Source organism: Variovorax sp. UC74_104, assembly GCF_044055375.1.
In the GTDB taxonomy this organism is placed as follows: Bacteria; Pseudomonadota; Gammaproteobacteria; order Burkholderiales; family Burkholderiaceae_C; genus Variovorax.
Genome location: NZ_CP171978.1, coordinates 510,189 through 532,682, shown reverse-complemented (window position 1 = coordinate 532,682; position 22,494 = coordinate 510,189). Strand labels below are relative to the sequence as shown.

General features: G+C 63.1%; 20 protein-coding genes and 2 pseudogenes. 19 read left to right on the top strand and 3 right to left on the bottom strand.

From position 1 onward, the window contains the following. Positions 1-19: 19 nt before the first annotated feature. Positions 20-779, bottom strand: a pseudogene (locus ACHMXA_RS02605) (IS5 family transposase). A 147-nt stretch (positions 780-926) separates the two neighbouring features. Between ACHMXA_RS02605 and ACHMXA_RS02600 the strand changes: the two are divergent. From ACHMXA_RS02600 to ACHMXA_RS02590, 3 genes are all read left to right on the top strand, one after another. After that, positions 927-2,039, top strand: coding sequence for an IS5 family transposase (locus tag ACHMXA_RS02600; RefSeq protein WP_395316944.1), 1,113 nt, complete (start codon positions 927-929; stop codon positions 2,037-2,039). Between the two features lie 331 nt (positions 2,040-2,370). Further along, on the top strand, positions 2,371-2,781 hold the full coding sequence (locus ACHMXA_RS02595; protein ID WP_395318238.1) for an IS3 family transposase: 411 nt from the start codon (positions 2,371-2,373) through the stop codon (positions 2,779-2,781). Between the two features lie 185 nt (positions 2,782-2,966). Continuing rightward, on the top strand, positions 2,967-3,209 hold the full coding sequence (locus ACHMXA_RS02590) for an integrase core domain-containing protein (protein ID WP_395318236.1): 243 nt from the start codon (positions 2,967-2,969) through the stop codon (positions 3,207-3,209). Between the two features lie 46 nt (positions 3,210-3,255). Here the strand turns inward: ACHMXA_RS02590 and ACHMXA_RS02585 are convergent. Both ACHMXA_RS02585 and ACHMXA_RS02580 read right to left on the bottom strand, forming a co-directional pair. Beyond that, positions 3,256-3,860 (bottom strand): annotated as a pseudogene (locus tag ACHMXA_RS02585) (IS5 family transposase); the annotation flags it as partial. Between the two features lie 121 nt (positions 3,861-3,981). Continuing rightward, positions 3,982-4,239 carry a hypothetical protein gene (locus ACHMXA_RS02580; protein WP_395318234.1) on the bottom strand — a complete coding sequence of 86 codons (258 nt, stop codon included), beginning with the start codon at positions 4,237-4,239 and terminating at the stop codon, positions 3,982-3,984. A gap of 274 nt (positions 4,240-4,513) precedes the next feature. Between ACHMXA_RS02580 and ACHMXA_RS02575 the strand changes: the two genes are divergently transcribed. The 16 genes from ACHMXA_RS02575 (at position 4,514) to ACHMXA_RS02500 (ending at position 22,493) form a co-directional block, all read left to right on the top strand. After that, positions 4,514-5,002 carry a GspH/FimT family pseudopilin gene (locus ACHMXA_RS02575; RefSeq protein ID WP_395318232.1) on the top strand — a complete coding sequence of 163 codons (489 nt, stop codon included), beginning with the start codon at positions 4,514-4,516 and terminating at the stop codon, positions 5,000-5,002. 92 nt (positions 5,003-5,094) lie between these two features. Next, positions 5,095-5,565, top strand: a complete 471-nt coding sequence (pilV, locus tag ACHMXA_RS02570) for a type IV pilus modification protein PilV (RefSeq protein WP_395318230.1) — start codon at positions 5,095-5,097, stop codon at positions 5,563-5,565. A gap of 4 nt (positions 5,566-5,569) precedes the next feature. Further along, complete coding sequence (locus tag ACHMXA_RS02565; protein ID WP_395318228.1) at positions 5,570-6,427, top strand: PilW family protein; 858 nt, start codon at positions 5,570-5,572, stop codon at positions 6,425-6,427. Then, the gene (locus ACHMXA_RS02560; protein WP_395318224.1) at positions 6,424-6,996 is read left to right on the top strand and encodes a PilX N-terminal domain-containing pilus assembly protein; all 573 of its coding nucleotides are present in this window, start codon (positions 6,424-6,426) and stop codon (positions 6,994-6,996) included. Before ACHMXA_RS02565 ends, ACHMXA_RS02560 begins: the two co-directional genes overlap by 4 nt. Before the next feature lie 19 nt (positions 6,997-7,015). After that, entirely contained in the window at positions 7,016-8,293 is a 1,278-nt protein-coding gene (locus ACHMXA_RS02555; RefSeq protein WP_395318222.1) for a hypothetical protein, read from the top strand. Positions 8,294-8,337: 44 nt separating this feature from the next. Beyond that, positions 8,338-9,537 (top strand): hypothetical protein, encoded by a 1,200-nt coding sequence (locus tag ACHMXA_RS02550; protein ID WP_395318220.1) that lies wholly within the window; start codon positions 8,338-8,340, stop codon positions 9,535-9,537. 1 nt (position 9,538) lies between these two features. Continuing rightward, entirely contained in the window at positions 9,539-11,554 is a 2,016-nt protein-coding gene (locus tag ACHMXA_RS02545; RefSeq protein ID WP_395321209.1) for a pilus assembly protein, read from the top strand. A gap of 11 nt (positions 11,555-11,565) precedes the next feature. Then, entirely contained in the window at positions 11,566-11,997 is a 432-nt protein-coding gene (locus ACHMXA_RS02540; RefSeq protein WP_395318218.1) for a hypothetical protein, read from the top strand. A gap of 89 nt (positions 11,998-12,086) precedes the next feature. Beyond that, positions 12,087-12,527 carry a type IV pilin protein gene (locus ACHMXA_RS02535; protein ID WP_395318216.1) on the top strand — a complete coding sequence of 147 codons (441 nt, stop codon included), beginning with the start codon at positions 12,087-12,089 and terminating at the stop codon, positions 12,525-12,527. Between the two features lie 241 nt (positions 12,528-12,768). Further along, positions 12,769-14,421: a PglL family O-oligosaccharyltransferase gene (locus ACHMXA_RS02530; RefSeq protein WP_395318214.1), complete on the top strand. Its 1,653-nt coding sequence runs from the start codon at positions 12,769-12,771 to the stop codon at positions 14,419-14,421. Between the two features lie 119 nt (positions 14,422-14,540). Beyond that, positions 14,541-15,116 carry a GspH/FimT family pseudopilin gene (locus ACHMXA_RS02525; protein WP_395318212.1) on the top strand — a complete coding sequence of 192 codons (576 nt, stop codon included), beginning with the start codon at positions 14,541-14,543 and terminating at the stop codon, positions 15,114-15,116. A gap of 12 nt (positions 15,117-15,128) precedes the next feature. After that, the gene (gene pilV / locus ACHMXA_RS02520) at positions 15,129-15,746 is read left to right on the top strand and encodes a type IV pilus modification protein PilV (protein WP_395318210.1); all 618 of its coding nucleotides are present in this window, start codon (positions 15,129-15,131) and stop codon (positions 15,744-15,746) included. After that, positions 15,743-16,753 carry a PilW family protein gene (locus ACHMXA_RS02515; protein WP_395318208.1) on the top strand — a complete coding sequence of 337 codons (1,011 nt, stop codon included), beginning with the start codon at positions 15,743-15,745 and terminating at the stop codon, positions 16,751-16,753. Before pilV (ACHMXA_RS02520) ends, ACHMXA_RS02515 begins: the two co-directional genes overlap by 4 nt. After that, positions 16,750-17,382 carry a hypothetical protein gene (locus ACHMXA_RS02510; protein ID WP_395318206.1) on the top strand — a complete coding sequence of 211 codons (633 nt, stop codon included), beginning with the start codon at positions 16,750-16,752 and terminating at the stop codon, positions 17,380-17,382. Before ACHMXA_RS02515 ends, ACHMXA_RS02510 begins: the two co-directional genes overlap by 4 nt. Positions 17,383-17,385: 3 nt before the next feature. Then, positions 17,386-22,017, top strand: coding sequence for a pilus assembly protein (locus tag ACHMXA_RS02505; RefSeq protein ID WP_395318204.1), 4,632 nt, complete (start codon positions 17,386-17,388; stop codon positions 22,015-22,017). Beyond that, positions 22,014-22,493 carry a type IV pilin protein gene (locus tag ACHMXA_RS02500; protein WP_395318202.1) on the top strand — a complete coding sequence of 160 codons (480 nt, stop codon included), beginning with the start codon at positions 22,014-22,016 and terminating at the stop codon, positions 22,491-22,493. Before ACHMXA_RS02505 ends, ACHMXA_RS02500 begins: the two co-directional genes overlap by 4 nt. Position 22,494: the final 1 nt, after the last annotated feature.

Sequence of the window (22,494 nt, the reverse complement as noted above, 5' to 3'; positions counted from 1 at the left end):
AACAGCCTGCTAGGGCCTGTTAACACAACCGCAAGCCATCAGCGATGAGAGCAAAGCCGATGAAGGCGGTGAACATGACGTCGAGCTTCTCGAAGCGGGAGAAGATGCGGCGATAGCCCTTGAGCCGACGGAACAGGCGCTCGACTTCATTGCGGCGCTTGTACATGGCGCGGTCGTATTCCCACGGCTGGACGCGAGTGCGCAGCGGCGGCACGACCGGGATAAAGCCTAGGTCAAGCGCAAGCTGCGAGTCTCGTTGCCTTCATAGGCCCGATCCATGAGCAGATGCAGTGGCCGATTCGGCGCGCCCAAGCCCTGAGCAACTCGCGACCTTCGGGTGCATCGTGCGCCTGACCCGGAGACAACGAGAACGTTACGGCCGTGCGCGCGTCCGCGGCGAGAAGGTGGATCTTGGTATTCCATCCGCCGCGGGACTTGCCGATAGCTTGCGGACCTTTTTTTCGAGCGCCCGTGCCATCGGGATGAACCTTGACGCTGGTGCTGTCCAGCGACACGGCTTCAATCTTGATCTGCACCACTTGTGCGAGCTGTAGTTGAGCGAAGGCTTTGTCCAGGACGCCAGACTTGGCCCAGCGATTCATGCGTGTGTAGATGGTGTGCCAGTTGCCGAATCGCTTGGGCAGCCCTCGCCATTTGCACCCATGCTCGGCGACGTACAAGATGGCATTGAGTACTTGCAAGTTCGACAAGCTGACATTGCCTCGCTGAATCGGCAAGCAGTCCTCTATCTGCTCAAACTGTGCTCGTGTGATCTCCATACCGCTAATATCACCCGAACACGCAGCGCGCGCAATTAGTGTTAACAGGCCCTAGCAGGCTGTTGAAATTCGTCCGCGCAAATGCTGATTCGCTAACGATGGATGGCGAATAAGCTGCCTCATACCGCAACGACAGGGGTACAGACGATGCGAGGCTCGGACGGGATGCAGGAAGCGCTGTTCACGGTGGCCAAGCTGGAGGACTTCGTGCCTGGCGATCACCCGCTGCGAGCCATCCGCAATCTGGTGAACGAGGCGCTGGCTGGATTGCACGGGCTGTTCAACTCGGTCTACGCCGACAGCGGTCGCGCTTCGGTGGCACCAGAGAAGCTGCTGCGGGCCATGCTCATTCAGGTGCTGTTCTCGGTACGCAGCGAGCGGCAGTTGATGGAGCAGATTCGCTACAACCTGCTGTACCGCTGGTTCATCGGCTTGGCGATCGACGATGCCGTGTGGGATCACTCGGTGTTCTCCAAGAACCGTGATCGCTTGCTTGAGCACGCCGTGGTGGAGCAGTTCTTCACCGAGGTGATGCGTCTGGCCGACAAGCGCAAGCTGCTGAGCAAGGAACACTTCTCGGTGGACGGCACGCTGATCCAGGCATGGGCCAGCCACAAGAGCTTCGTGACCAAGGATGGCAGCGAGCCGCCCGACAAGGGAGCTGGAAGTGGCGGGCGTAACAACTTGGCCGACTGGAAAGGCAAGCCGCGCAGCAACGACACGCATAGGAGTACGACAGACCCGGACGCGCGGCTGTTCCGCAAGGGCAAGAGCCAGGCGGCGATCCTGGCGTACCAGGGGCATGTGCTGATGGAGAACCGATCTGGACTGGTCGTGAGCGCCGTGGTGACGCATGCGGATGGGTACGGCGAGCGCGCAGCCGCATTGGCGATGCTGGATACGCTGCCCAGGGGTGGCCCCAAGACGCTGGGTGCAGACAAGGGTTACGACATGCGCGACTTCGTCGCTGGGTGCCGCCAGCGCGGCGTGACGCCGCACGTGGCGAGCAACCTCGCCCATCAGGGCGGCAGCGCCATTGACGGGCGTACCACGCGCCATGAGAGCTATAGGGTCAGTCAAACCATGCGCAAGCGCATCGAGGAGCACTTCGGCTGGGGCAAGACGATCGGACATATCCGCCAGACGGTCTACCGGGGCATCAGACGGGTTGACCAGCACTTCAAGCTGACCATGACGGCCAGCAACATCGTGCGGATGGCTCGAATATTGTGCGGGGTGCCGCCAGGAGCGATGCCATGAGGCGGCAAACGGCCTGTACATGGCTCCTGAAGCAGCGCAGAAGCTAACCGCAGGACCCGAGCCGGCGTTCGAAGGCGCCAATCTGGACCTGTCGGACTTGCGTCAGCCGCATCGGTCAGTTCGATTCGGCGAAATTCAACAGCCTGCTAGACCAACTGTGGCTGACGCGGTACGACCAGGGCGAGCTCAGCACCGAAGAGGCCGAAGCATCGGTCATCGCGGAGTGCGAAACCAGGATCGCTGCGCTTGAGCGCAAGGTCGGCCAGCTCACGATGGAGCTGGACCTGATCAAAAAACGCCGTGCCTGCGCCTTGTGAGCGACAACGAGAACTTGTCGATCGTCACCGGCCCGAAGCCTGCTCCGTCCGACGGGGGCCAAGTGATCGAACTTCCGTGCAGCACCTTCTACTGTCGGTCGACGGCGACCAGCGAGTGCCTCAACGATGGGCGCCTCATCGAACTGATCGAGAGCATTCAGGACGAGTTGCCGGACTATGGATGCCGGCGCGTGAGGCGTGAACTGCGCAGACGCGGGCATGTGGTCAATCACAAGCGCGTCGCTGTGGTGATGAGGGCCCAGGACTTGGGCACCATGCCGCGCAGGCGCTTTGTACGCACCGTCGACAGCAAGCATGCCTCGCCGATCCTCCCAAATCTGTACCGCAATGTCATCCCGACCCAGCCCAACGTGGTGTGGGTGGCGGACTTCACCTACATCCGGATTGCCATGGGGTTCTGCTAGCTGGCGGCCATTCTGGATGACTGCAGCCGCAAGGTGGTGGGCTACGCGATCTCGCGCAATATCGATACGGCGCTGGCCTTGGCTGCACTGCGATCCGCCGAGCAAAGCCGACGCCCTGCGCCTCGCTGCATCTTCCATACGAACCGCGGGGCGCAAGCGAGACCTACCGCAGGGCCTTGCATGAAGTGGGGCTGCGCGACTCGATGAGCTCGCCCGGCAATCCGCACCACAATGCGCAAGCCGAGAGCTTTATGAAGACGCTCAAGGTCGAGGACATCTACATCGGCGGTTACGAGACCTTCACTGATGTCGTGGCCCGACTGTCGAGGTTCATCGAGGAGGTCTACAACGCCAAACGCCTGCACTCGGCGCTTGGCGACCGGTCACCCAACGAGTTCGAAGATCAACTGGTCCAGCAAGCGGCTTAGATCTGACTCCCGTGGTCCAGCCGCAGGGGCACTCCAATCAACAGCCCACCCGTTCCACGTCCGCCTCGTTGGCTGCGGTAGTCGTCACCATATGCACCAGCCCTGAGTGCGCATCCACGCCGATGTGTGCCTTCATCCCGAAGTGCCACTGGTTGCCTCTCTTCGTCTAATGCATCTCAGGGTCTCGCTCACCGCTCTCGTTCTTGGTGGAACTGGGCGCCGCGATGATCGTGGCGTCAACGATGGACCCGCGTTTCAGGAGTTGCTGGCCAGATGGGTGTTGACTTGCTTGAAGATGTCCTCGGCCAAGTCGCTGGCTTCCAGCAGATGGCGGAAGTTCAAGATGGTCGTCTCGTCGGGGAGCGCCTCCAGACCGAGTCCGGCGAAGCCGCGCAGCGAGGCGATCTCATACAGGACTTCTTCCATCGCCGGGTCGCTCAGCGCGAACCAGTTCTGCATCAAGTGCACTCGCAGCATGGCTTGCAACGGGTATGGTCGACGGCCTCGGCCTGCCACCGGATAGTGGGGTTCGATGACCTTGAGCAGCGTCTTCCGCGGCACGACCAGTTCCATCTCGCCAAGGAAGACTTCGCGCCTCGTCTTCTTCCTCTTGCCCGCTTGCTCCGCATCCGAAAAACTGATCTGGCTCATCGCCCGTGCTCCTTTGCAGGGTCAATCCTTCATGCAAGAAACGTGCTCTTGATCAGACCTTCCCTGGTAGAGCCACTTGCAGTCAACCGAGAATGGCGGTGTTTAGCCGCCCAGGGATGCATCAGATGATGGAGCGCGTGGCCCACCTTGCGTCCGAGGCGCGCATCAACCGCGTGACGGTGCGGTCCGGGTAGGCCGCGGCGGTGCCAGCCGCGACGGTCACATCGAAGCGCCAGAACTGGCCACTGAGGTCACCGACGTAGATCGCGTCGACCGTGCCGTCGGTCAAGTCGGAGATGAGGACCGTGGCATGGGCCATGCCGGTGAGCTCGCCACGGAACGCATGCGGCATGCCGTCGTTCGCGGCGGCGTAGACCATCGCGGGCGGGAGGCCTTGGCGGGCGGCGTAGTCCCCCGGCGGTTACCGCCTCCGTGTAACTCGATGCGGGCGGGTCGGCGAGTTTCATCTTCGAGTGTTGACACATTTCCCTGAAGCCAATCTGCCAACGCCTGTGAGTCCGCATTTCTGACAAACGGTCACTCCAAGATGGCGAGCGGTCTTCGTTTTGTTAACACTTGAAGGTACAAACGTTACCTATAGAGACGAAGTTCAACCAAATTTGACATTTAAGGCCAACAGTCGCTGGCGCTCAATGAAAAAACTCGCTTTGTCACCGCAAAGGCAGAAAGGCTTCACCTTGATCGAGGCGATGGTCGTCGTTGTCTTGCTGGCCATCCTGGCTGCGCTTGCGATGCCGTCCTTCACGACCATGATTGCCAATCAGCGCGTGAATTCCGCAGCTCAGGAGCTGCTGACTCTGCTCCAGTTCGCCCGTGCGGAGGGTGTTTACAAGCGCACAGGGAGCACCGTCACCGCGACGGGGCAGAAATGGGAAGCGAAGGTCGGGAGCAAGGTGCTGCGTGACGCCACGCTGTCCGATGTCGTCAGCGTCGAGCCCAGTTCTTCGGGCGGCGTGATCTTTGATGTGTCGGGCCAGGCGCGGCCCGCTTCCGGTAGCGCCAGCACCTACACGGTATCGGTTTCCGCAGCCAAGGCATCGCGCGTGCAGTGCCTCAGCGTGACTCGTGCGGGGCTGGTTCGGATGCTGCCAAGTGTGGCGGTTGGGCAATCCTGCCCTTGAGCTCGGTGCTTTTTGTCACGGTTCTTCCCATGTACGTACCTCGTTCCTCATCGTCATTCCGACAGGCGGGCCTGAGTCTCATCGAAGTTCTCATGGCGGTCCTGCTCGTGAGCATCGGCCTGCTTGGCGCCGCAGGCATGCATGTGCGTGCCATCCAGTTCACCACCGACACCGAGCGGCGCCAGATGGCATCGATGGTTGCCGCCGAATTGATGGAAACGATGCGCGGCGACACGCTCACCATTCTTCAGGCCAATGGCACGCCCAAGACAGATCTGGGTGGGTACGCGAAAGCTGCAGGGGCTGAAGTGAGCGCCGTCACCACGAGCGATTGCCAGCCATTGGCTGCAACCCCAGCCAAGCGGTTGGGCTGCTGGGGCGTGCGTGCCAAGCAACTCATGCCCGAACTGCCGGATGCGCTTGTCACGAGCAACTTCGTTGTCGGCCTTGACGCGACAAGTGGCGTGATCTCGGTCACCGTAGCCTGGCCGGTCAAGAAGGGCGAATGTCTGGACGGAACTGACAATGATTTCTGCTCGTACATGTTGCGATCGAGGCTCTGAGCCCATGTTGCTTGCATCTCCTGAGGCGCACGTCCATGTCCTTCGCCGCTCTCGCGCGGCCGAGCAGGGTATCTCGCTGGTCGAACTCATGGTGGCTGTGGCCGTAGGCCTCGTTGTCATTCTGATCGCCACCACGATCTATATGGAGGGGGCGCGCAACTTCGGTTTCCGTACCAGCCAGAGCGAGAACCTCGGCAACAGCCGCTATGCGCTGGGGACCTTGGATGACGAGTTCACGAAGGCCGGTTATCGGCGCGATCCCACGCAGGCCATGGATGAAGCCTTTCCAGCCGATGCCAGCGCTCATCCCAATGGCTGCAAGTTCGCCGCGGGCCAGGCTATCTATGCCGTCAACGCCAGCACCTTGTGCATCCGCTATCAGGCGCGTGACAACAATGAAAAGGACTGTGCGGGATCTGCGGCTGGCATTGCCGGGCTGGGGGCCTATGAGGCGCCACCCGCGCCTGCTCTGGGCGCGGGCCTTTTCGTCGAAAAGTATTTCCTCAGCCAGGGCGCGCTGGCCTGCCAGGCCGGCAGTCAGGCCGAAGCCAAGCAGGAAGTTGCGGTCGGTGTGCGCGACGTGCTTTTCGAGTTTGGCGTCGGCAAGGGCAGTGACTCGTTTGCCGAGCGGCGCGTCGAGCAGTTCAAGACCGGAACCCTCGGCGCCGATGACGTCATTCGTTCCCTGCGCTATGCCGTCCTGTTGGCGAGTACGACCGAGAGGGTCACAGGAGGCATGGAGTCATCCGTGTGTGACCGCTGGGAACGCGCCGGTGGCGCCCGTGCCAGTTGCGACACCAACAAGGGCCAACTCTACCAGTTGGCCAGCGGCTCCCTCACGTTAAGAAACCTGATGCCATGAGCATGCCACATCACTCCCTGCCTCCTTCGCCGCGAGCGCGCCAGCGCGGGGCAGCGCTGTTCGTCGCGATGATCATGATGCTGCTGGTGCTGGTACTGGCCGTGGTCGGCATGCGAACGGTTACTCTGGAATCGCGCATCGCTGGCAATATGCTCGAAAGCCAGCGCCTGCAGGAAACGGCGGACGGCGCTCTGCGAGAGGGTGAGCGCGCTATCCAGAAGTACGGCCTGTCGTTGTCCAAGTGTGCGGATGGTTCGACCAGCCCCTATGACGGCGTGAAGCCCTGTTTCGTTTCCGAGGCCCGTGCCGATCCTCTTGGATTGAGCACTACGTTTACCTCCAAGGTTGCAGCCACCGGTTTCACGGGCCCCTACGGCTACTGGTATCCGCGCTACATCTCCACTGTCTGCCCCAAGGGTTCGAGCGCGACATCCGCTCTCGAAGCCGCAACCACCGGATGTACTGAGTTCTACGAACTCAATGCCCAGGCTACTGCCGAAACCAGCGTGCAAGCCTGCGGCCCGCAGGCGTTCTGCCTGCGTTCCACGGTCAATCTCTTCATCAAATAAATAGTCGAGGAGGGCTGCAATGGCTCGCTCCACACGTTCAACGAACCGCCTCATATTCCGTACCTTCCACGCCGCAGGCCTGCTTGCGGCAGCAGCTGCGCTGCTTTTCGGCCAGCACCTTGCGACCGCGCAAGACGCTGGAGACACGGGCCTTGCACAGACGCCGCTGTTCGTGAGCGAGAGCAATCCGCCGCTGAACATGCTTGTGATGGGGCGCGACCACAAGCTCTACTACGAGGCTTACAACGACGCCTCCGACCTGAATGGCGATGGAGTGATCGACGTCGGCTACAAGCCGGATCAGATCGACTACTACGGCTATTTCAACAACAACGCCTGCTACACATACGCTGACGACAAGTTCACGCCTGTCGCGGCCGCCACGGGTGCCAAGAAAAAGATTTGCGGCGGCACCCGCTGGAGCGGCGACTTCCTGAACTACCTCGCCACATCGCGCATGGATGCGATGCGTCGGGTGCTCTATGGTGGAACGCGCGTGACCGACACCACCAGCAGCACCGTTCTGCAGGCGGCATACATACCTCGTGATGCGCATGCCTGGGGCAAGGCCTACGACCCCGCGCGCGATGGCACTGTCTACAACATCAGCGACTATGCACCGCTGGCGCAGCCGGCAAGCGGCACACGCCATCTCTTTGCCGTGACCACGCTGGGCGAAACCGGAGACAACGCAATTCCTCGCTTGCGGGTTCTGAACGACTCCAAGTTCCAGATCTGGGACTGGGTATCCAAGGAGGGGACCGCGGGGCAGGACGTCTGCCTGGGCGGGGTGGCATGCGCGGCGGATGGCGGTTCGGTGTTCGAGATGCTGCCCAGCAGCGCATACCGGAACCTGACCATCATGACGTGGAAGAAGACAAACAATGCAGGGACGCCGGAGAACAAAACGCAGATGACCAAGTTCTTCAACGACAACGGCACGAATGCCAACCGTTGCGGAACAAGCACGATCAGCCTGATCGATACCACCGGCGGAAACAACAACCCATTTGCTGGCACCAACGGCTGCACCCATGACAACTACCTGACCGAGATCTCGGGCGATATTTACATCCCGACGTCGGGGGCCTATACCTTTGCCGTCGACGGGGACGACGCCGTGGAGGCCACCATCGATGGCACGACTTGGGGCTGGTATGGCGGCCACGGCGCGGACCGAAGCCAGAACGGCTTGCAGAGCCACTCCAAGGACTTCAATTTCGCGACGGCAGGCTGGAAGACGGTGAGATTCCGCCATGTTGAAGGAGGGGGGACGACAACTGGGGGCTGGCCCTGAAAGTCACGCGGCCCGCCAGCGCGATCACGACCCGCAAGATCCGCGTGGAAGCCTGCTCCAGCACCGACGCGGCCTTGCGCGAGGCCACCTGCAAGTCCTACCCGAACAGCGGTGGCACAGCCATCTACAAGCCAACCGGCCTGCTGCATGACTTCGGCGAAAACAACAAGATGTACTTCGGCCTGCTCTCGGGCTCGTACCAGAAGAACATCGCGGGCGGCATCCTGCGGCGCAACATGAGCAGCTTTGCCGACGAAGTGAATCCGCAGACGGGCGTGTTCCAGGCCGGGGTGGCCGGCGTCGTTGCCAACATCGACCGCCTGCGCCTGATCGGCTTCAACGGCAGCCAGTACAACGATTGTGGCTGGATTACCGACGGCCCAATCAGTGGCAAGACCGATCCATCGATATGTTCGATGTGGGGTAACCCTGTTGGCGAGATGATGTTCGAGACGATGCGCTACTTTGGCGGCGCTACCGGCGCACACAGCCTGTACGACTATGGCAGCGGGGCCAAGGACAGTTCGGATCCTTTGAATCTTTCCAAGCCTGACTGGGTGTCGCCCTATGCTGCCAAGCCCAACGGCGGTGGCTACCAGCATTGCGCGCGCCCGGTGATGACGGTACTCAGTGACATCAATCCTTCGTACGACACGAAGATACCGGGCAGCCGCTACCAGTCGTCCGTCGCGCTCAATGCGGACGCGCTGACCGGCTTCAATGTCGCCAACGAGGTGCAGGCCATCGGCGCCGCCGAGGGCATTCACGGCAAGAGCTTCTTCATCGGGCAGTCGAATTCGACCAATGCCAATGGCGCGCCATCGGTGAAAACGGTCGAGGACCTTTCCTGGGTACGCGGACTGTCGCCTCAGGAGCCGAGCAAGGAGGGCAGTTACTACTCCGCCGGGCGTATCCCGCTTCGGCGCCAACAACGCCGTTTTCGGCAATGCCAGGGGCAAGAACCGGTTGATGACCTACTCGGTGGCCATCGCCTCTCCGCTGCCGCAGATTCGGTTTCCGGTAGGCAATGGTCGGTTCGTGACGATCTCTCCCTTCGCCAAGTCCGTGACGGGCTACAACATCGATCCCACGCGCTTCGCGCCGACCGACCAGATCGTGGACTACTACGTGGACCGGATCGCCAACACAGGCACGGCCGATCAGAACGCCAGCATCAACGGTGGGCGGCCCTACGCGGAGTTCCGCATCAATTACGAGGACGTGGAGCAAGGCGCCGACCATGACATGGATGCCATCTCGCGCTATATCGTTTCGTTGCAGGCGGACGGCACTGTGAAGGTCGACATGCTGTCCGAGTACGCGGCGGGCGGCATCGGCCAGCACATGGGCTATGTGATCTCGGGCACCACCCAGGACGGCATGTACCTTGAGGTCCGCGACAAGGACACGGGTTCCGTGTACTACGCGCTGAACACGCCCCCCAATCGCGCGCCAGGCTATTGCGTAGGGAGATCCTCCGATGCGGAGTGCGCATCGTTGCCGCTGTCCGCCAGCCGGACCTTCACGCCCAGCACCAGCAGTACCTCCGGCAGCTTCCTCAAGGACCCTCTCTGGTACGCCGCCAAGTACGGCATGCCGGGGCGCGATCCCGCCTCTGTCGTGGGCGACCCGGACAACTATTTCCTGGTCACCAACGCCACCACGCTGAAGGCGCAGATGACCAAGGCGTTCAACGACATCCTGCAGAACACCAACTCCGTGACAGCGGTGTCGGTCGATGTGCCTGGTGGCACGATCGCGGCTGGGGCCGACATCTATCGCACCCGTTTCGAGGCCGATGGCTGGGTGGGTGACGTCATCCGCGAAAAGCTCACCGAGAACGCCACCACCGGACTGAACTACGTGCGGCAGTGGAGCGCTGCGGAGCAACTGGCTGCGCGCGACAAGACCACCCGCAAGATCCTGTACGCGGGCGCCGGCAGCACCACACCGACCCTGCGCCCCTTCACCTTCGCGGGTATCAATGCGCAGACAGCCGATGCCGCATGGCTCACGGCGCTCAACCTGGATCCCGCCACAGGCCGGGCGGACGGCAAGGCCGAACAGCGGATCGGCTTTCTGCGCGGCGAGACCAACACGCTTCGCGTCCGCAAGACCCTGCCCAATGGCACCAGTCCCAACGTGCTGGGCGACATCGTGAATTCGTCGCCGCTGCGCGTGAAGGGTGCGCTCTACCGTGCGGGTGCCGCAGATCCGCTGGAAGGTACCGGCAGCAACTACGCGGCCTTTGCCACCGGCCAAGCGAGCCAGCCAGAGATGATCTATGTCGGCGCCAACGACGGCATGTTCCACGCCTTCCGTGCCGACAACGGCGCGGAGGAGTTCGCCTTCATTCCCACTGCGTTGCGCGGCAACCTGAACACGCTCACAGTGTCCGATTACGGAAAGAAAGACGGGACACCCCATCGCTACTACGTCGACGGCTCCCCCGTTGCCTCGGACGTGTATTTCGGCTCGACCTGGCACAAGGTGGTGATCGGCAGCCTGGGCGCCGGCGGCAGGCAGGTGTTCGCGCTCGACGTCACCAATCCCACCTCGCCTCAGCTGCTGTGGGAGTTCGGTTCCGATCAGAATTCCAATATGGGCAGTTCGCTTCCGCAGCCGACCATCGCCCGCCTCAATGATCCTGCAACCGGCAAAGGCAAATGGGTTGCCTTGGTGCCGAGTGGCTATCAGGGGGGCAACAGCACGGCGGGCGGGGGCGGTGCCAGCCTGTTCGTCCTGGACATCTCCAATGGCAGCGTGCTTCGGCGCTTCGATCTGGATGGCGGCATGACGGCCGCCGAGTTGACGGCCTCGATGCCCCTGGGCAACGGCCTGTCGCGCGTGACCGCCGTGGACAACAACCGTGATGGCAAGGTGGACCTGGCCTACGCAGGCGACCTGGTGGGCAACGTGTGGCGCTTCGACATGAGCAGCGGTGATGTTTCGACGTGGACAGTGCAGAAGTTCTTCACCGCCAAAGATGCGGACGGCAAGCGCCAAGCCATCACGGCAGCTCCCTACGTGATCCAGCACCCCACGGGATTGGGCGATCTGGTGATCTTCGGCACCGGCCGCCTGCTGACGGCCAGCGACAAGAGCAACGCGCAGAAGCAGACCGCGTATGGCATCTGGGATCGCTACAGCGCAAGGGGCGCGACTGCCCCCACACCTCTTCCAACAGCGTCCAAGGGGCGCACCGATCTGCAGGCCCAGACGTTCGAGGAGTTGGTGGCCGGTTCGGCAACTTCTCGCTGACGAACAACACGGTGCTCTGGTACAAGACCAGTGCCACCGGCAAGCGGGACAGCGATGTCGAGAAATGGGGCTGGATGGTGGATCTGCCGCGCAACGGGGAGAAGATGGTCTACGACATGACGCTGTATGGCCGAGGGCTGTTCCTTACGTCAGTGCGGACCTCGGAAGACCCTTGCGCAGCAGGCATGAGCGGCACGATCTACGGCATAGATCCGAATGGCGGCGGCCGTACCGACTATGTCGTGTTCGACATGAACGGCGACGGTGTATTCACTGCCGCAGACGCGATTGGAGGCGGCCAGGTCAACGGCACCGAAACGGGCGCCGGCAGGCAGACCATCCGCGGAGAGCGGATTTTCGACCCCACCGCGAATGCCGAAAAGCGGGTCAATCACGGTCTGCAGTTTGGCCGCCAAAGCTGGCGCAAGCAGCCGCCGAACTGATGTTTCGCGTTCGCTTGGTTGCAAGGATGAGGGTGGAGGCGTCGCCTGACGCCGCCTGCGCTCGCTGCAAATGGCGAGCAGCAGGGCTTTTGAAGGAGAAACAAGTGCGCAATGCTGAAAAGGGCTTCACCCTGATCGAGCTGATGATCACAGTGGCCATCGTCGCCCTCCTGGCGGCCATTGCTTACCCGTCATACACGGAATACGTGATGCGGTCCCGGCGAGTGGAGGGACAGAACCTGCTCAACGATGCAGCCGCACGCCAGGAGCGTTGGAGGGCGCAGAACGGGAGTTACACCACTGTGGCGAACAACCTGAAGCTACCGTATGGCGCTGCGTCGCAAAACGGCTACTACACGCTAGTTTTGAGTGCAGCCGCAGATGGCAGCGACGGTGGCTACACGTTGAAGGCCCAGCGTTCAGGGGTGCAGGCTTCAGATCGCAAATGCGGCGATTTCACCTTGGATGCCAAAGGTACCAAGGGGATCGCGGCCAGTACCCCGGGTACGCCTGCGGATTGCTGGCGCTAGTCAGCATGCTGTTGCCGCAATAGTTCGCATCGACTTCGATCCAGCAGGCCTCCGGTGCGTCTTGCATTGGAGGCTGCGGTGTATCTGTGCGACCACGGCGCAACCCCATTCACGCTTGGTCGATCCGACGAAATGTCTCGCCAGTGGCGGGGCTGAATGACGAGGCAACTCATTCCTGAATGGACGCCTGTTGCCGGATCGGCAGATGTCCGCGTATCGCGTGCGCTGCACAATTCCGCCGATGCAATCGTTCCGCGCGGCGATGATCGCCCTCCCTTTTCTGTTTCCATGGGTGGCCGGCCCATCTGTCAGTGTCTGGCAGATGCTGTGTGCCTGGACCTGCATCGCACTCCTGCTGTTCTCGTGCGGCGGCCGAGGAGAAAAGCTCGATTGCCGCGCAATTTGCTGGTTGATGCTCTGCGCGGGCTGCATCGCGCTATTTCATGGGGTTACATGGGGCTTCTGGGTGCCTGCTTGCACTGCGGTGGCGGCAGTAGCGGTGGCGGCGCTGGCAGGTGCGCGCATGTCGGGCGCCGCCCTGGGGGCTGCCGGATTGGCCTGGGGAGTGCTGGCTGCTGGAATCGTCAGCGCGGTTCTGGGCCTGCTGCAGTACTACGGACTTGCCGAACCTCTCGTCCCCTGGACGACTTCCCCCGCGCTGGGACAGGCCTACGGCAATCTCCGCCAGCGAAATCAGTTCGCGACCCTGATCAGCATGGCCTGGTGCGCCGCCCTTTGGCTCTACGCGACCAACGAGGCATTGCGCGTTCGGCGCGGTCTGATGGCTGCGGCCGTGCTCCTGCTGATTGCCGCAGCCGCATCGACTTCGCGCACGGGCCTTTTGCAACTGCTGTCGATCACCGGTGTGGCCGCCTTCATCGCAGTGCGGGAAAGGCGAAACGCACATAAAGGCAGCGTTGTCTTCCATCGCCTGCCGGACCCGAAGTGGCTGCTCGCAACCATCCCGCTGTACTTTGCGATCGCCTGGGTGCTTCCCCAACTGGCCACCGGCGGCGAAGGCACCGTCGAAAGCATGCTCCAACGCCTCCACACCGGCGCCCCCCAGGACCACAGCCGCCTGATCCTGTGGCGCAACGTGCTCACGCTGATCGCCCAGCACCCCTGGACCGGCTGGGGATGGGGCGAGCTCAGCTTCGCGCACTACAGCACCCGGTACGACGGCCCCCGGTTCGTGGAGATCCTCGACAACGCCCACAACCTCCCGCTGCACCTGGCGGTGGAGCTGGGCATTCCCGCCGCCGTGCTGATCTGCGGCGGCTTCCTCTGGATGGTGCTTGCCGCGCGGCCCTGGCGGGAGCGGGACCCTGCGCGCCTGATGGCCTGGGGCATGCTGGGTGCGATCGTGCTGCACAGCCTGCTCGAGTACCCGCTCTGGTATGGCCCGTTCCAGCTGGTGTTCGGGCTGTGCCTCGGCATTCTTTGGCCGGGCGGGGGCCGCGTTGCGGTCCGGCCTGCGCTGTCAGCCCTGGCGGCAACCGTCATGCTGGTGGTCGTGGGGCTCGCCGGCTGGGACTACGTCCGCGTCAGCCAGATCTACCTGCCACCCGGCGAACGGCTCCCGGCGTACAGGGAAGACACGCTCGCCAAGGTACGGGGGACGTGGCTGTTCGCGCGCCAGGCCGAGTTCGCGCAGCTGACGCTGACCACCGTGACGCCCGTGAATGCCGCCGAGATGCATTCGCTCGCGCAGCGCGTGATTCATTTCTCGCCGGAGCCGCGCGTCATCGTGAAGCTGATCGAAAGCGCCGAGTTGCTGGGCCGCGAAAGTGAAGCCCAGGCGCAGGCGGAGCGCTTCAGCGACGCCTTTCCGCAGGAGTTCGCGCGCTGGCTGAAAGAGGCCGACCGGGATCCACAGTTGGCGGCGCCGCAATAGACGCAGCGCAGGCGTCGAGCGGTCGCGTGCGGGTGACAAACGGCAAATTAGTACTTTCAAACTCATTTAGCATCGAAGGACACATATAGACACAAAGCTTGCAAGGGAGGATTTCAACCATGCCGGGGAAGCGCAAGGCGTTTCGTTGCAGTGGCTTCACGCTCGTCGAGATCGTCGTCGTCATTGCGATCATGGGGATCCTTCTGGCGTTGGCCGCGCCGAGCTTCGTGGCGATGCAGAAGAACTCGGCTGCCGCGACGCTCGGCAACGAATTCACCATGGCAGTCGGCTTCGCGCGCTCCGAGGCCATCGCGAAGAACAAGTGCGTCACCGTCTGCGTGCCCAGGGACATCACCGCCGCCGATCCGGTCTGCGCCAGCACCGGCACCGAGTGGAGCGGCGGGTGGATCGTGTTCTCCAACCCCAAGTGCGACAGCGTCGCCACCGACGACACGGCGCAGCTGCTGAAGTTCTACATCGGCAAGACCGACGGCCCCACGCTGACCGCGCCCACCGGCAAGGTCGCGACGCTGCGCTTCGATGCCCGCGGCCGCTCGAGTCTTGCCGGGCAGCAGGCACTGAGCCTCGCGCCTGCTGGGGATTCCGCCTCCAAGGTCGTGTGCCTGGACATGATGGGCCGCGCCCGCGTCGGCAACGTCGGCGGCATCAGCTGCGACGACAGCAACCAGAACTGAGGCGGAGGGCGAATGACGTATCGCGCTCGGCAATCGGGTGTGGCGCTGATCGAGGCGCTGGTGGCTCTGCTGATCTTTTCTCTCGGACTGATCGCCGTCGCAGGCCTCGTCGCTGCCGCGGTGAGGTACCAGACCGGCAATGAAGCCAGGCTGAATGTCCCGGCCCTCATCAACGACCTGTCCGAGAGGATCCGCGTCAACGCGCCCGGAGCGAACGGATATTCGGGCGTCGTCGCAGGCGTCGGCGTGGAGGGCAAGGGCTACCAGCTGACCGACACCTATTCGGAGCAGGTCGCCGAGGTGCTCACCGAAGCGGCAAGGGATTGCGGGAGCGCCGCCTGCACACCGGCGCAGTTGGCCGACTTCGACCTTGCGCGCTGGAAGAACATCCTGCGCACCGCATTGCCGGGAGGCGCGGGCTACATCACGGGGGATGTCCAGGCCGGGTTCGATGTCAGCGTCATGTGGTTCGACAAGAGCGCGGTCGACGAAAGCGGCGACGCCGTGACGCAGGCCAGCTGCACCGGCAAGCCTGAAGACCTGCAGAAGGCGTCTGCGCGTTTCTGCTGTCCCGATCAGGCAAAGGCACCGGCCGGCGTGCGCTGCTACACCGCGAGGGTTCTTCCATGAAGGCGAAGACGCGTGCCTGCAGGTCGCGAGGCCTCACGCTGGTGGAGCTGCTGGTGGCGATCGTGATCGGGCTGCTGCTCGTCGCCGCGGCGAGCTACCTGCTCATCTCGACGACGCGGGTCTCGAGGGCGGTGGATGCGAGCGCCCAGCAGCAGGAGGCCGCGAGCATCGTGCTGGACATCATCGGCCGCGACCTGAAGAACGCGGGCTTCTACCCGGCCAGCTTCCCCGGCTCGCTCGAGTCCTCCAGGTTCCATGGCGGTTATTCGAATGTGGTGTCGAGTTCGGCCTCGGCGTTCGACCAGGGAATCTTCGGATGCAGCTCGGGGCTGTTCGACGTGGAGAAGGGTACTTGCCCTGCAGCCAAGGAAGGAGAGCCCGATTCGCTCGTCGTCAACTACTTCTCTGCCGACAACTTCGAGATCGAAGGCGTCGGCACCAGAAAGGACTGCCTGCGGCAGGACGTCGAACTCGCCGAATTCGATGGAAACCAGTACAACAAGGATCGCGCCGGCAGCGGGACCAAAGGCACCGGAACCGTCGCGCTGCCGCTGTTCATCAGCAATGTCTACGGGCTGGGCGCCAACTACACCTACAAGCAGGACGGCCGGTCCGTCACGACGCGAAGCTTCCGTTGCGCCGGCAACGGGCCGAACACCAAGCCCCATCAGCCCATCGTTGCCGGCGTCACCCAGCTGAGGTTCCGCTACGGCGTCTCCGAGGCCAATACGCTCGAAGCGCCCGCGCGTTTCTTCACGGCGGCGGAAGTCAACGGTCTTTCAGTCGCCACCATCAACGGGGAGAGCAAGACGGGGTGGCAGCGCGTCGTCGCCGTCCAGGTGTGTGTCGTGACCAAGACGTTGGACGCCTCCGCGAGGCAGACGTCCGGCGGAAGCTATGTGGACTGCGACGGCACCTCCGTCGCGTTCACGAATTCCGATCGCGCCGTCTACAAGCAGCAGACCCGCATCTTCGGCGTGCGCAACAACCTCACGAGGACATTTTGAAGACCCCGCGCCACCCTGCCGCCGAGCGCGGACTCGCCATGGTCGTCGTGCTGGCCTTCATCCTGATCCTGTCGGGCGTCGCCGCCTACGCCGTGCGGCGCGTGATGTTCGGCGAGCACGTCGCGCGCAACGTGCTCGACATGGAAGTCGCCAGGCAGGCGGCCGAGGCTGCCCTGCGCGATGCGGAGCGCGACATCGCCCTGACAGCCGACGTGGCAGGTGCGACCTGCGCGCGCGGCGAAGACCGTCCCATCAAGTCGGCCTACGGCGAGCCGAACTTCGGCACCGACTGCCCGCGCGGCCAGTGCCGCTTCGGCGACCAGAGCCCCGCGAGCTATTACGCAGCCAGCAACTCCAAGGCCAAGACCAATCCCGAGCCATGGTGGCCGGCGGACAGGGGTGGCGTCGGCTGGAAGGCGTCCCCGCCCTCGACCTGCACCTTCACCGGCGGAGTGCCGCTCGGCACCTTCACCGGCACGCCGGGCGTCCAGGGCGTGTCGCGCCAGCCCGAGTACCTCATCGAGTACATGCAGCGCGGCGACGACATCTATTTCAGGAATACCGCGCGCGGCTGGGGCCTCGACCCGAACACCGAAGTCGTGCTGCAGAGCTACTTCAAGCGAAGCTGACAAATGAAATCACCGATCCCCAAGCTTGCGGCGATCTTGGCGCTGGCAGGCGCTGCCGCTTCCAATGCCCAGATCCAGGCGATTCCGCCCAATGTGAATCCGGACCCGAACCTGCCGATGGTGGTGCTGAACGTGTCGAAGGACTACAGCATGTTCAGCCGCGCCTACACCGACTACGAAGACCTGAACTTCGACGGCAGCATCGACTATTTCTTCCTGCCCTATTTCAAGTACTACGGCTACTTCGATCCGACGAAATGCTACAGCTATGGCGGCACCGGAGCAGCCGGCAATTTCATTCCGGCGAAATTGGCCGAAAAGGTGACCGTGGCCGGAGACCCGGCGGGTTCGCCGAGGTACTACTGCGCCGAAGCGGGTGCCAGATCATCCAGCCTCTGGAGCGGCAATTTCCTGAATTGGGCCACCATGTCCCGCATGGACGTGCTTCGCAAGATTCTTTACGGCGGATTGCGCTCCACCGACGAAGCCGGGTCTTCGCAGAATCCTGGAAAAACCGTGCTCGAAATGGCCTTCGTCCCGCGCAACAGCCAGGCCTACGCCAAGTACTACAACGGCCCCGACCTGATTCGCCTCACGCCGTTTTCATACGCCACGGGGCTCACGCTGTGCCGCCGTCACGAGAATCCGACCAACGCCGAAGAATCGCAGATATCGAAGTTGAACCCGGTGATTCGTGCCGCCGAAGGCAACTACGTTCTGTGGAACATGACGGAAGTCCGCAGCTGCAACTGGTTGAACGAGGGAAAATACGATTGGCAGGATTCGACCGTCGCATTCATGACCGCGAATTATGTGGGTGCTGGTGGCGCATCGGCGCACCAAGGCAAAAATCCGGCGAAGGCCAATGAATACATGGCCCGAGTGGAGGTCTGCCGAAAAGATCTGATCGGGGAAGAGCGTTGCAAGCAATATCCGAATTCAAATCTGAAGCCCATCGGCCTGCTGAATGAATTCGGCGAAAGCAGCAATTACGGCCAGAGCCCGGCCAAGGCCGAATTCGCGATGTTCCTCGGTTCCTTCGACACCAATCTCGATGGCGGCGTGCTTCGAAAGAACATGTCCGAGATCAACGACGAGATCGATGCGCAGACCGGGGTGTTCAAGGTTTTTGCCAACGCCAATGACCGCGGCATCATCTATTCGCTGAATCGGCTGAGGCCGTTCGGGTACAACCCCTCAACCGGGATTTACTCGACGACCTGCACCTCCGACAGGATCGAGAATGGGAAGTGCCCATCATGGGGCAATCCCATCGGCGAAATTCTCCTGGAGGGGCTGCGTTACTACGCCCACCCCCCCGAAACAAAGGCGCTCTACAGCGGCGGAGAGAACGACAGCACGCTCGGTCTGCCGTCTCCCTCCTGGATCGATCCGCTCAAGGCCAATCCGGCCTACCCGAATTCGCAGAAATCTCGTGAGTCGCTCTATGGCAAGAACATCTGCCGCCCGCTCAACATGGTCACCGTCTCCAGCGGCGTGGGAACCTTCGATGGAGACAAGATGGGCGCCTTCAACGACAGCGCTTCAGGCATCGGCGCACCGCGAAGCGCCGCCTATTACACGGACCTGATCGGCAACTCCGAGCATGAGGGCATTTCGGGCACGACCCGCCTGGCGGGCTCCAACGGCACGGACGTCAACGGCATCTGCACCGGCAAGCTCATCGGCAGCCTGAGCCTCGTGGCGGGCCTGTGCCCCGAGGCGCCGAATATGCGGGGCACCTACCTTGGCGCGGGCGCCGCCTACTACGCGCATGTGAACCGCATCCGCCCCGAACTCACCGTGCCTTCGGACGCCAATGCGAACGTGCTGAAGGTCCGGCAGTACGCGGTGACGATGTCGGGCGGATCGGCCTCCATCCGTGTTCCGGTTCCGGGGTCCAATCCACGCAGCTACGTCTTCATCACACCTGCCAGCATCGATTGGAATGGCAACAGGCCTCTGCCTGGCAACATGGTGGACTTCAAGGTCCTGAGGCGCGCGGCGAACGGCGAATCGGGAACCTTCCTCGTGCTCTGGCAGCACCAGGCGCTGGGTGAAGACCAGGACCAGGACATGCTCGGCTCCATCCGCTACGAGACCGATGCGAGCACCACCCCGCCCACGCTGCGCATCTATACGCAGACCCTTGAGTCGAACACCGGCAACGCCGGGCCGTTCGCCTTCGGCTACACGGTGGTGGGCAGCGACAAGGACGGGAGCCACTTCCACAGCGGCATCAACAGCTACTTCTCCGCCGAGCCCGCGCTCTATGCCGAATCGAGCGTGCAGACCGCACCCGTGGAGGCGAAAGACAAGTGCTATATGAAGGACGACGGGAAAACACCGCCCGGCTGGGACTACAGAGAGGCCCCACGCCTGTGCGTGAAGATCGGCAACGTCTTCGTGAAGGGCGAGACCCGGCTCGACTACAAGATGCTCGGCTCGAACGACGTGGCGATCCAGGACCCGCTCTGGTACGTCGCCAAGTACGGCGGCTTCAAGGACTCCGAGAAGAATCCCACCAGGTTCCCCGACGCCGCTTCCAAGTGGGACGTCAAGCGTGCCGACGGCGCCGCCTGCGGGGCCGCGGGCCAGCCCAGCTGCAGCGACGGCATTCCGGACAACTACTTCCTCGCGCGGCGCCCGGACCTGCTCGAGGAATCGCTGCGGCAGGTCTTCGCGGACATCACCGGCAACTCGAACTCCGCTCCGGCCGTGTCGCGGCCCGACCTGCGCGCCGGCGACTACAAGTACGTCGCGAACTTCTCGGCCTCCGACCTGCACGGCGAGCTGCTGGCGTACCGGCTGGACTCGGCAGGCAATTTCGCAAGCACGCCCTCCGCGAGGGGGCAGGTCAATCTCACGAATGCGACGACGCGCCAGATCATCACGAACCTCGGAACCGCCGGGGTGCCGTTCACCCATGAAGACCTGAACGTCACCGCGGGCGCGGCGTACCTGGCCGGCCTCGGTGCATCGACGAGCGTGCAGCAGGACGTCATCGGCTACCTGCGCGGCACCCGCACCAGGGAGAAGCTGTACGGCGGCACCTTCCGCGACCGGAATTCGGATTCGATCATGGGCGGCGTGGTCAACTCCAACCCCTGGCTGCAGGACCGGCCCGCAGCCAACTTCTTCGGCTCCGCCTTCGCGGGCTACGGCACCTTCAAGACCGCACAGAAGTCGCGCAACAAGCTGGTCTGGGTGGGCGCCGCGGACGGCATGCTCCACGCCTTCACCGCCGATACGCTGATGCCGGTGATGTCCTATGTGCCGCAGGCGCTCTCCTCGCGCCTCAAGGAGTTGCCGGACGCCGCCATCACCGAGCTGCGCGCCTATGCGGACGGGTCGCCCTTCACCGCGGACGTGAAGACTTCCGCGGAAACCAATCCGTGGAGGACCTACCTTTTCTCCAGCCTCGGGCGCGGCGCGAAGGCGATCTTCGCGCTCGACGTGACATCGCCCGCGGCGCTGACCGAAGCCAATGCCGCCAGCATCTACCGGTGGCAGTTCACCGCCGCGGACGACGCCGATCTCGGCTACGTGATCTCCGACGGCGGGGTGCATCCGGCAAGCAACCAGGCCGCGCAGGTCGCCAAAATGGCCAACGGCAAGTTCGCCGTGCTCTTCGGCAATGGCGTGTCGAGCACTTCGGGCAAGACCGTGCTCTACATCCTTTTCATCGACGGGCCGAGTTCCGCCGGCAGGTGGACCGACAACACCCACTACAAGCGCATCGAAGTCGGCACGGCGGGCGGCGGCGGACTGATGCAGCCCAACTGGCTCGATACCAACGACGACGGCATCGCCGACGCGATCTATGCGGGCGACCTCAAGGGCAACATGTGGAAGTTCGACGTCTCCAGTGCCGACGTGACGGCTTGGGCGGAGGCCTACGGCAAGCCGCTGTACTCGGCGTTCGACGGCTCGAACAACAAGCTCCCGATCACGACCGCACCGGTGCTGCGCTTTCATCCCCACGGTGGCCAGGTCGTGGTGTTCGGCACGGGGCAGTCGATCTTTTCCGGCGATTTTCCCGATGCGGTACGGAAGCACCGCGTCTTCGGAATCTGGGACAAGCCGGGCTATGCCGATGCCCCCGGCACCATTCCCTCGGGGGTCACCGATCTCCAGCAGCGCACATGGAGCCTCGACACGGAGAAGGCCGAGGCGATCGTCCAGAGCGCCACCGGTGCCGTCGACTGGAACAGAAAGAAGGGCTGGTATGTGAATATTCCAGAGTCGCTGGCTTCGGGCATGGTGCTGAGCAACCCGAAGGCCATGGGCAAGGACGTCAATATTCCCATCGTCTACAAGAAAGCGACGACGGGCGTCGTGTGCACCGACACCGCAGCGGGAGCGGACGTGCAGGTGAACGGTGTCGCCGGCGTCTCCACGACGCCGAATCTCTTCGGCATTGCCGGCGCCGCGGGCGAGGTGATCGGCATCGTCGGCCTCGACCAGCGCTTCGCCATTCCCGAGGACTCGACCGCCCGCTGCACCGCGGGCCTCTCCTGCGCCCGGATCGTCGGGCCGAACTCGGACGTCACGATGAAGAAGAACACCACCCAGTCGCGCATCGCCTGGCGCGAGATCCCCGGCCTGAAGACCACCGTGGAGAAGCACCGATGAGCGCGGCGCGCAAACATGCGGGAGGCTTCACGCTAGTCGAAGTGATGATCACGGTGGCCATCATCGCGATCCTCAGCGCCATCGCCTACCCGAGCTACAAGGAGCACATCGCCAAGGGCAAGCGCGCCCAGGTGAAGGCTTCGCTGGCCCAGGCCCAGCAATGGCTGGAGCGGCACTACAGCGAGAACTACAGCTACGCGAAGACGGCGGGCGGAACGGACATCAACGCGGACGACGGCATCTTCAAGACGCAGTTCGGCACTTCACCGTTGCCGGGCGAAGGGGCCGCCAACTACACCATCGCACTGACGCCCAACACGGCGGGCACCGGCTACAGCCTGACGGCAACCCGCACGGGCTCGATGAGCGGCGACCGTTGCGGCGACTATGTCGTCAACCATGCGGGACGGAAATCGGTCGAGAACTACACGGGCTTCGACGCGGCGCTGGCGGCTGCAAGCGCCTGCTGGAACTGAG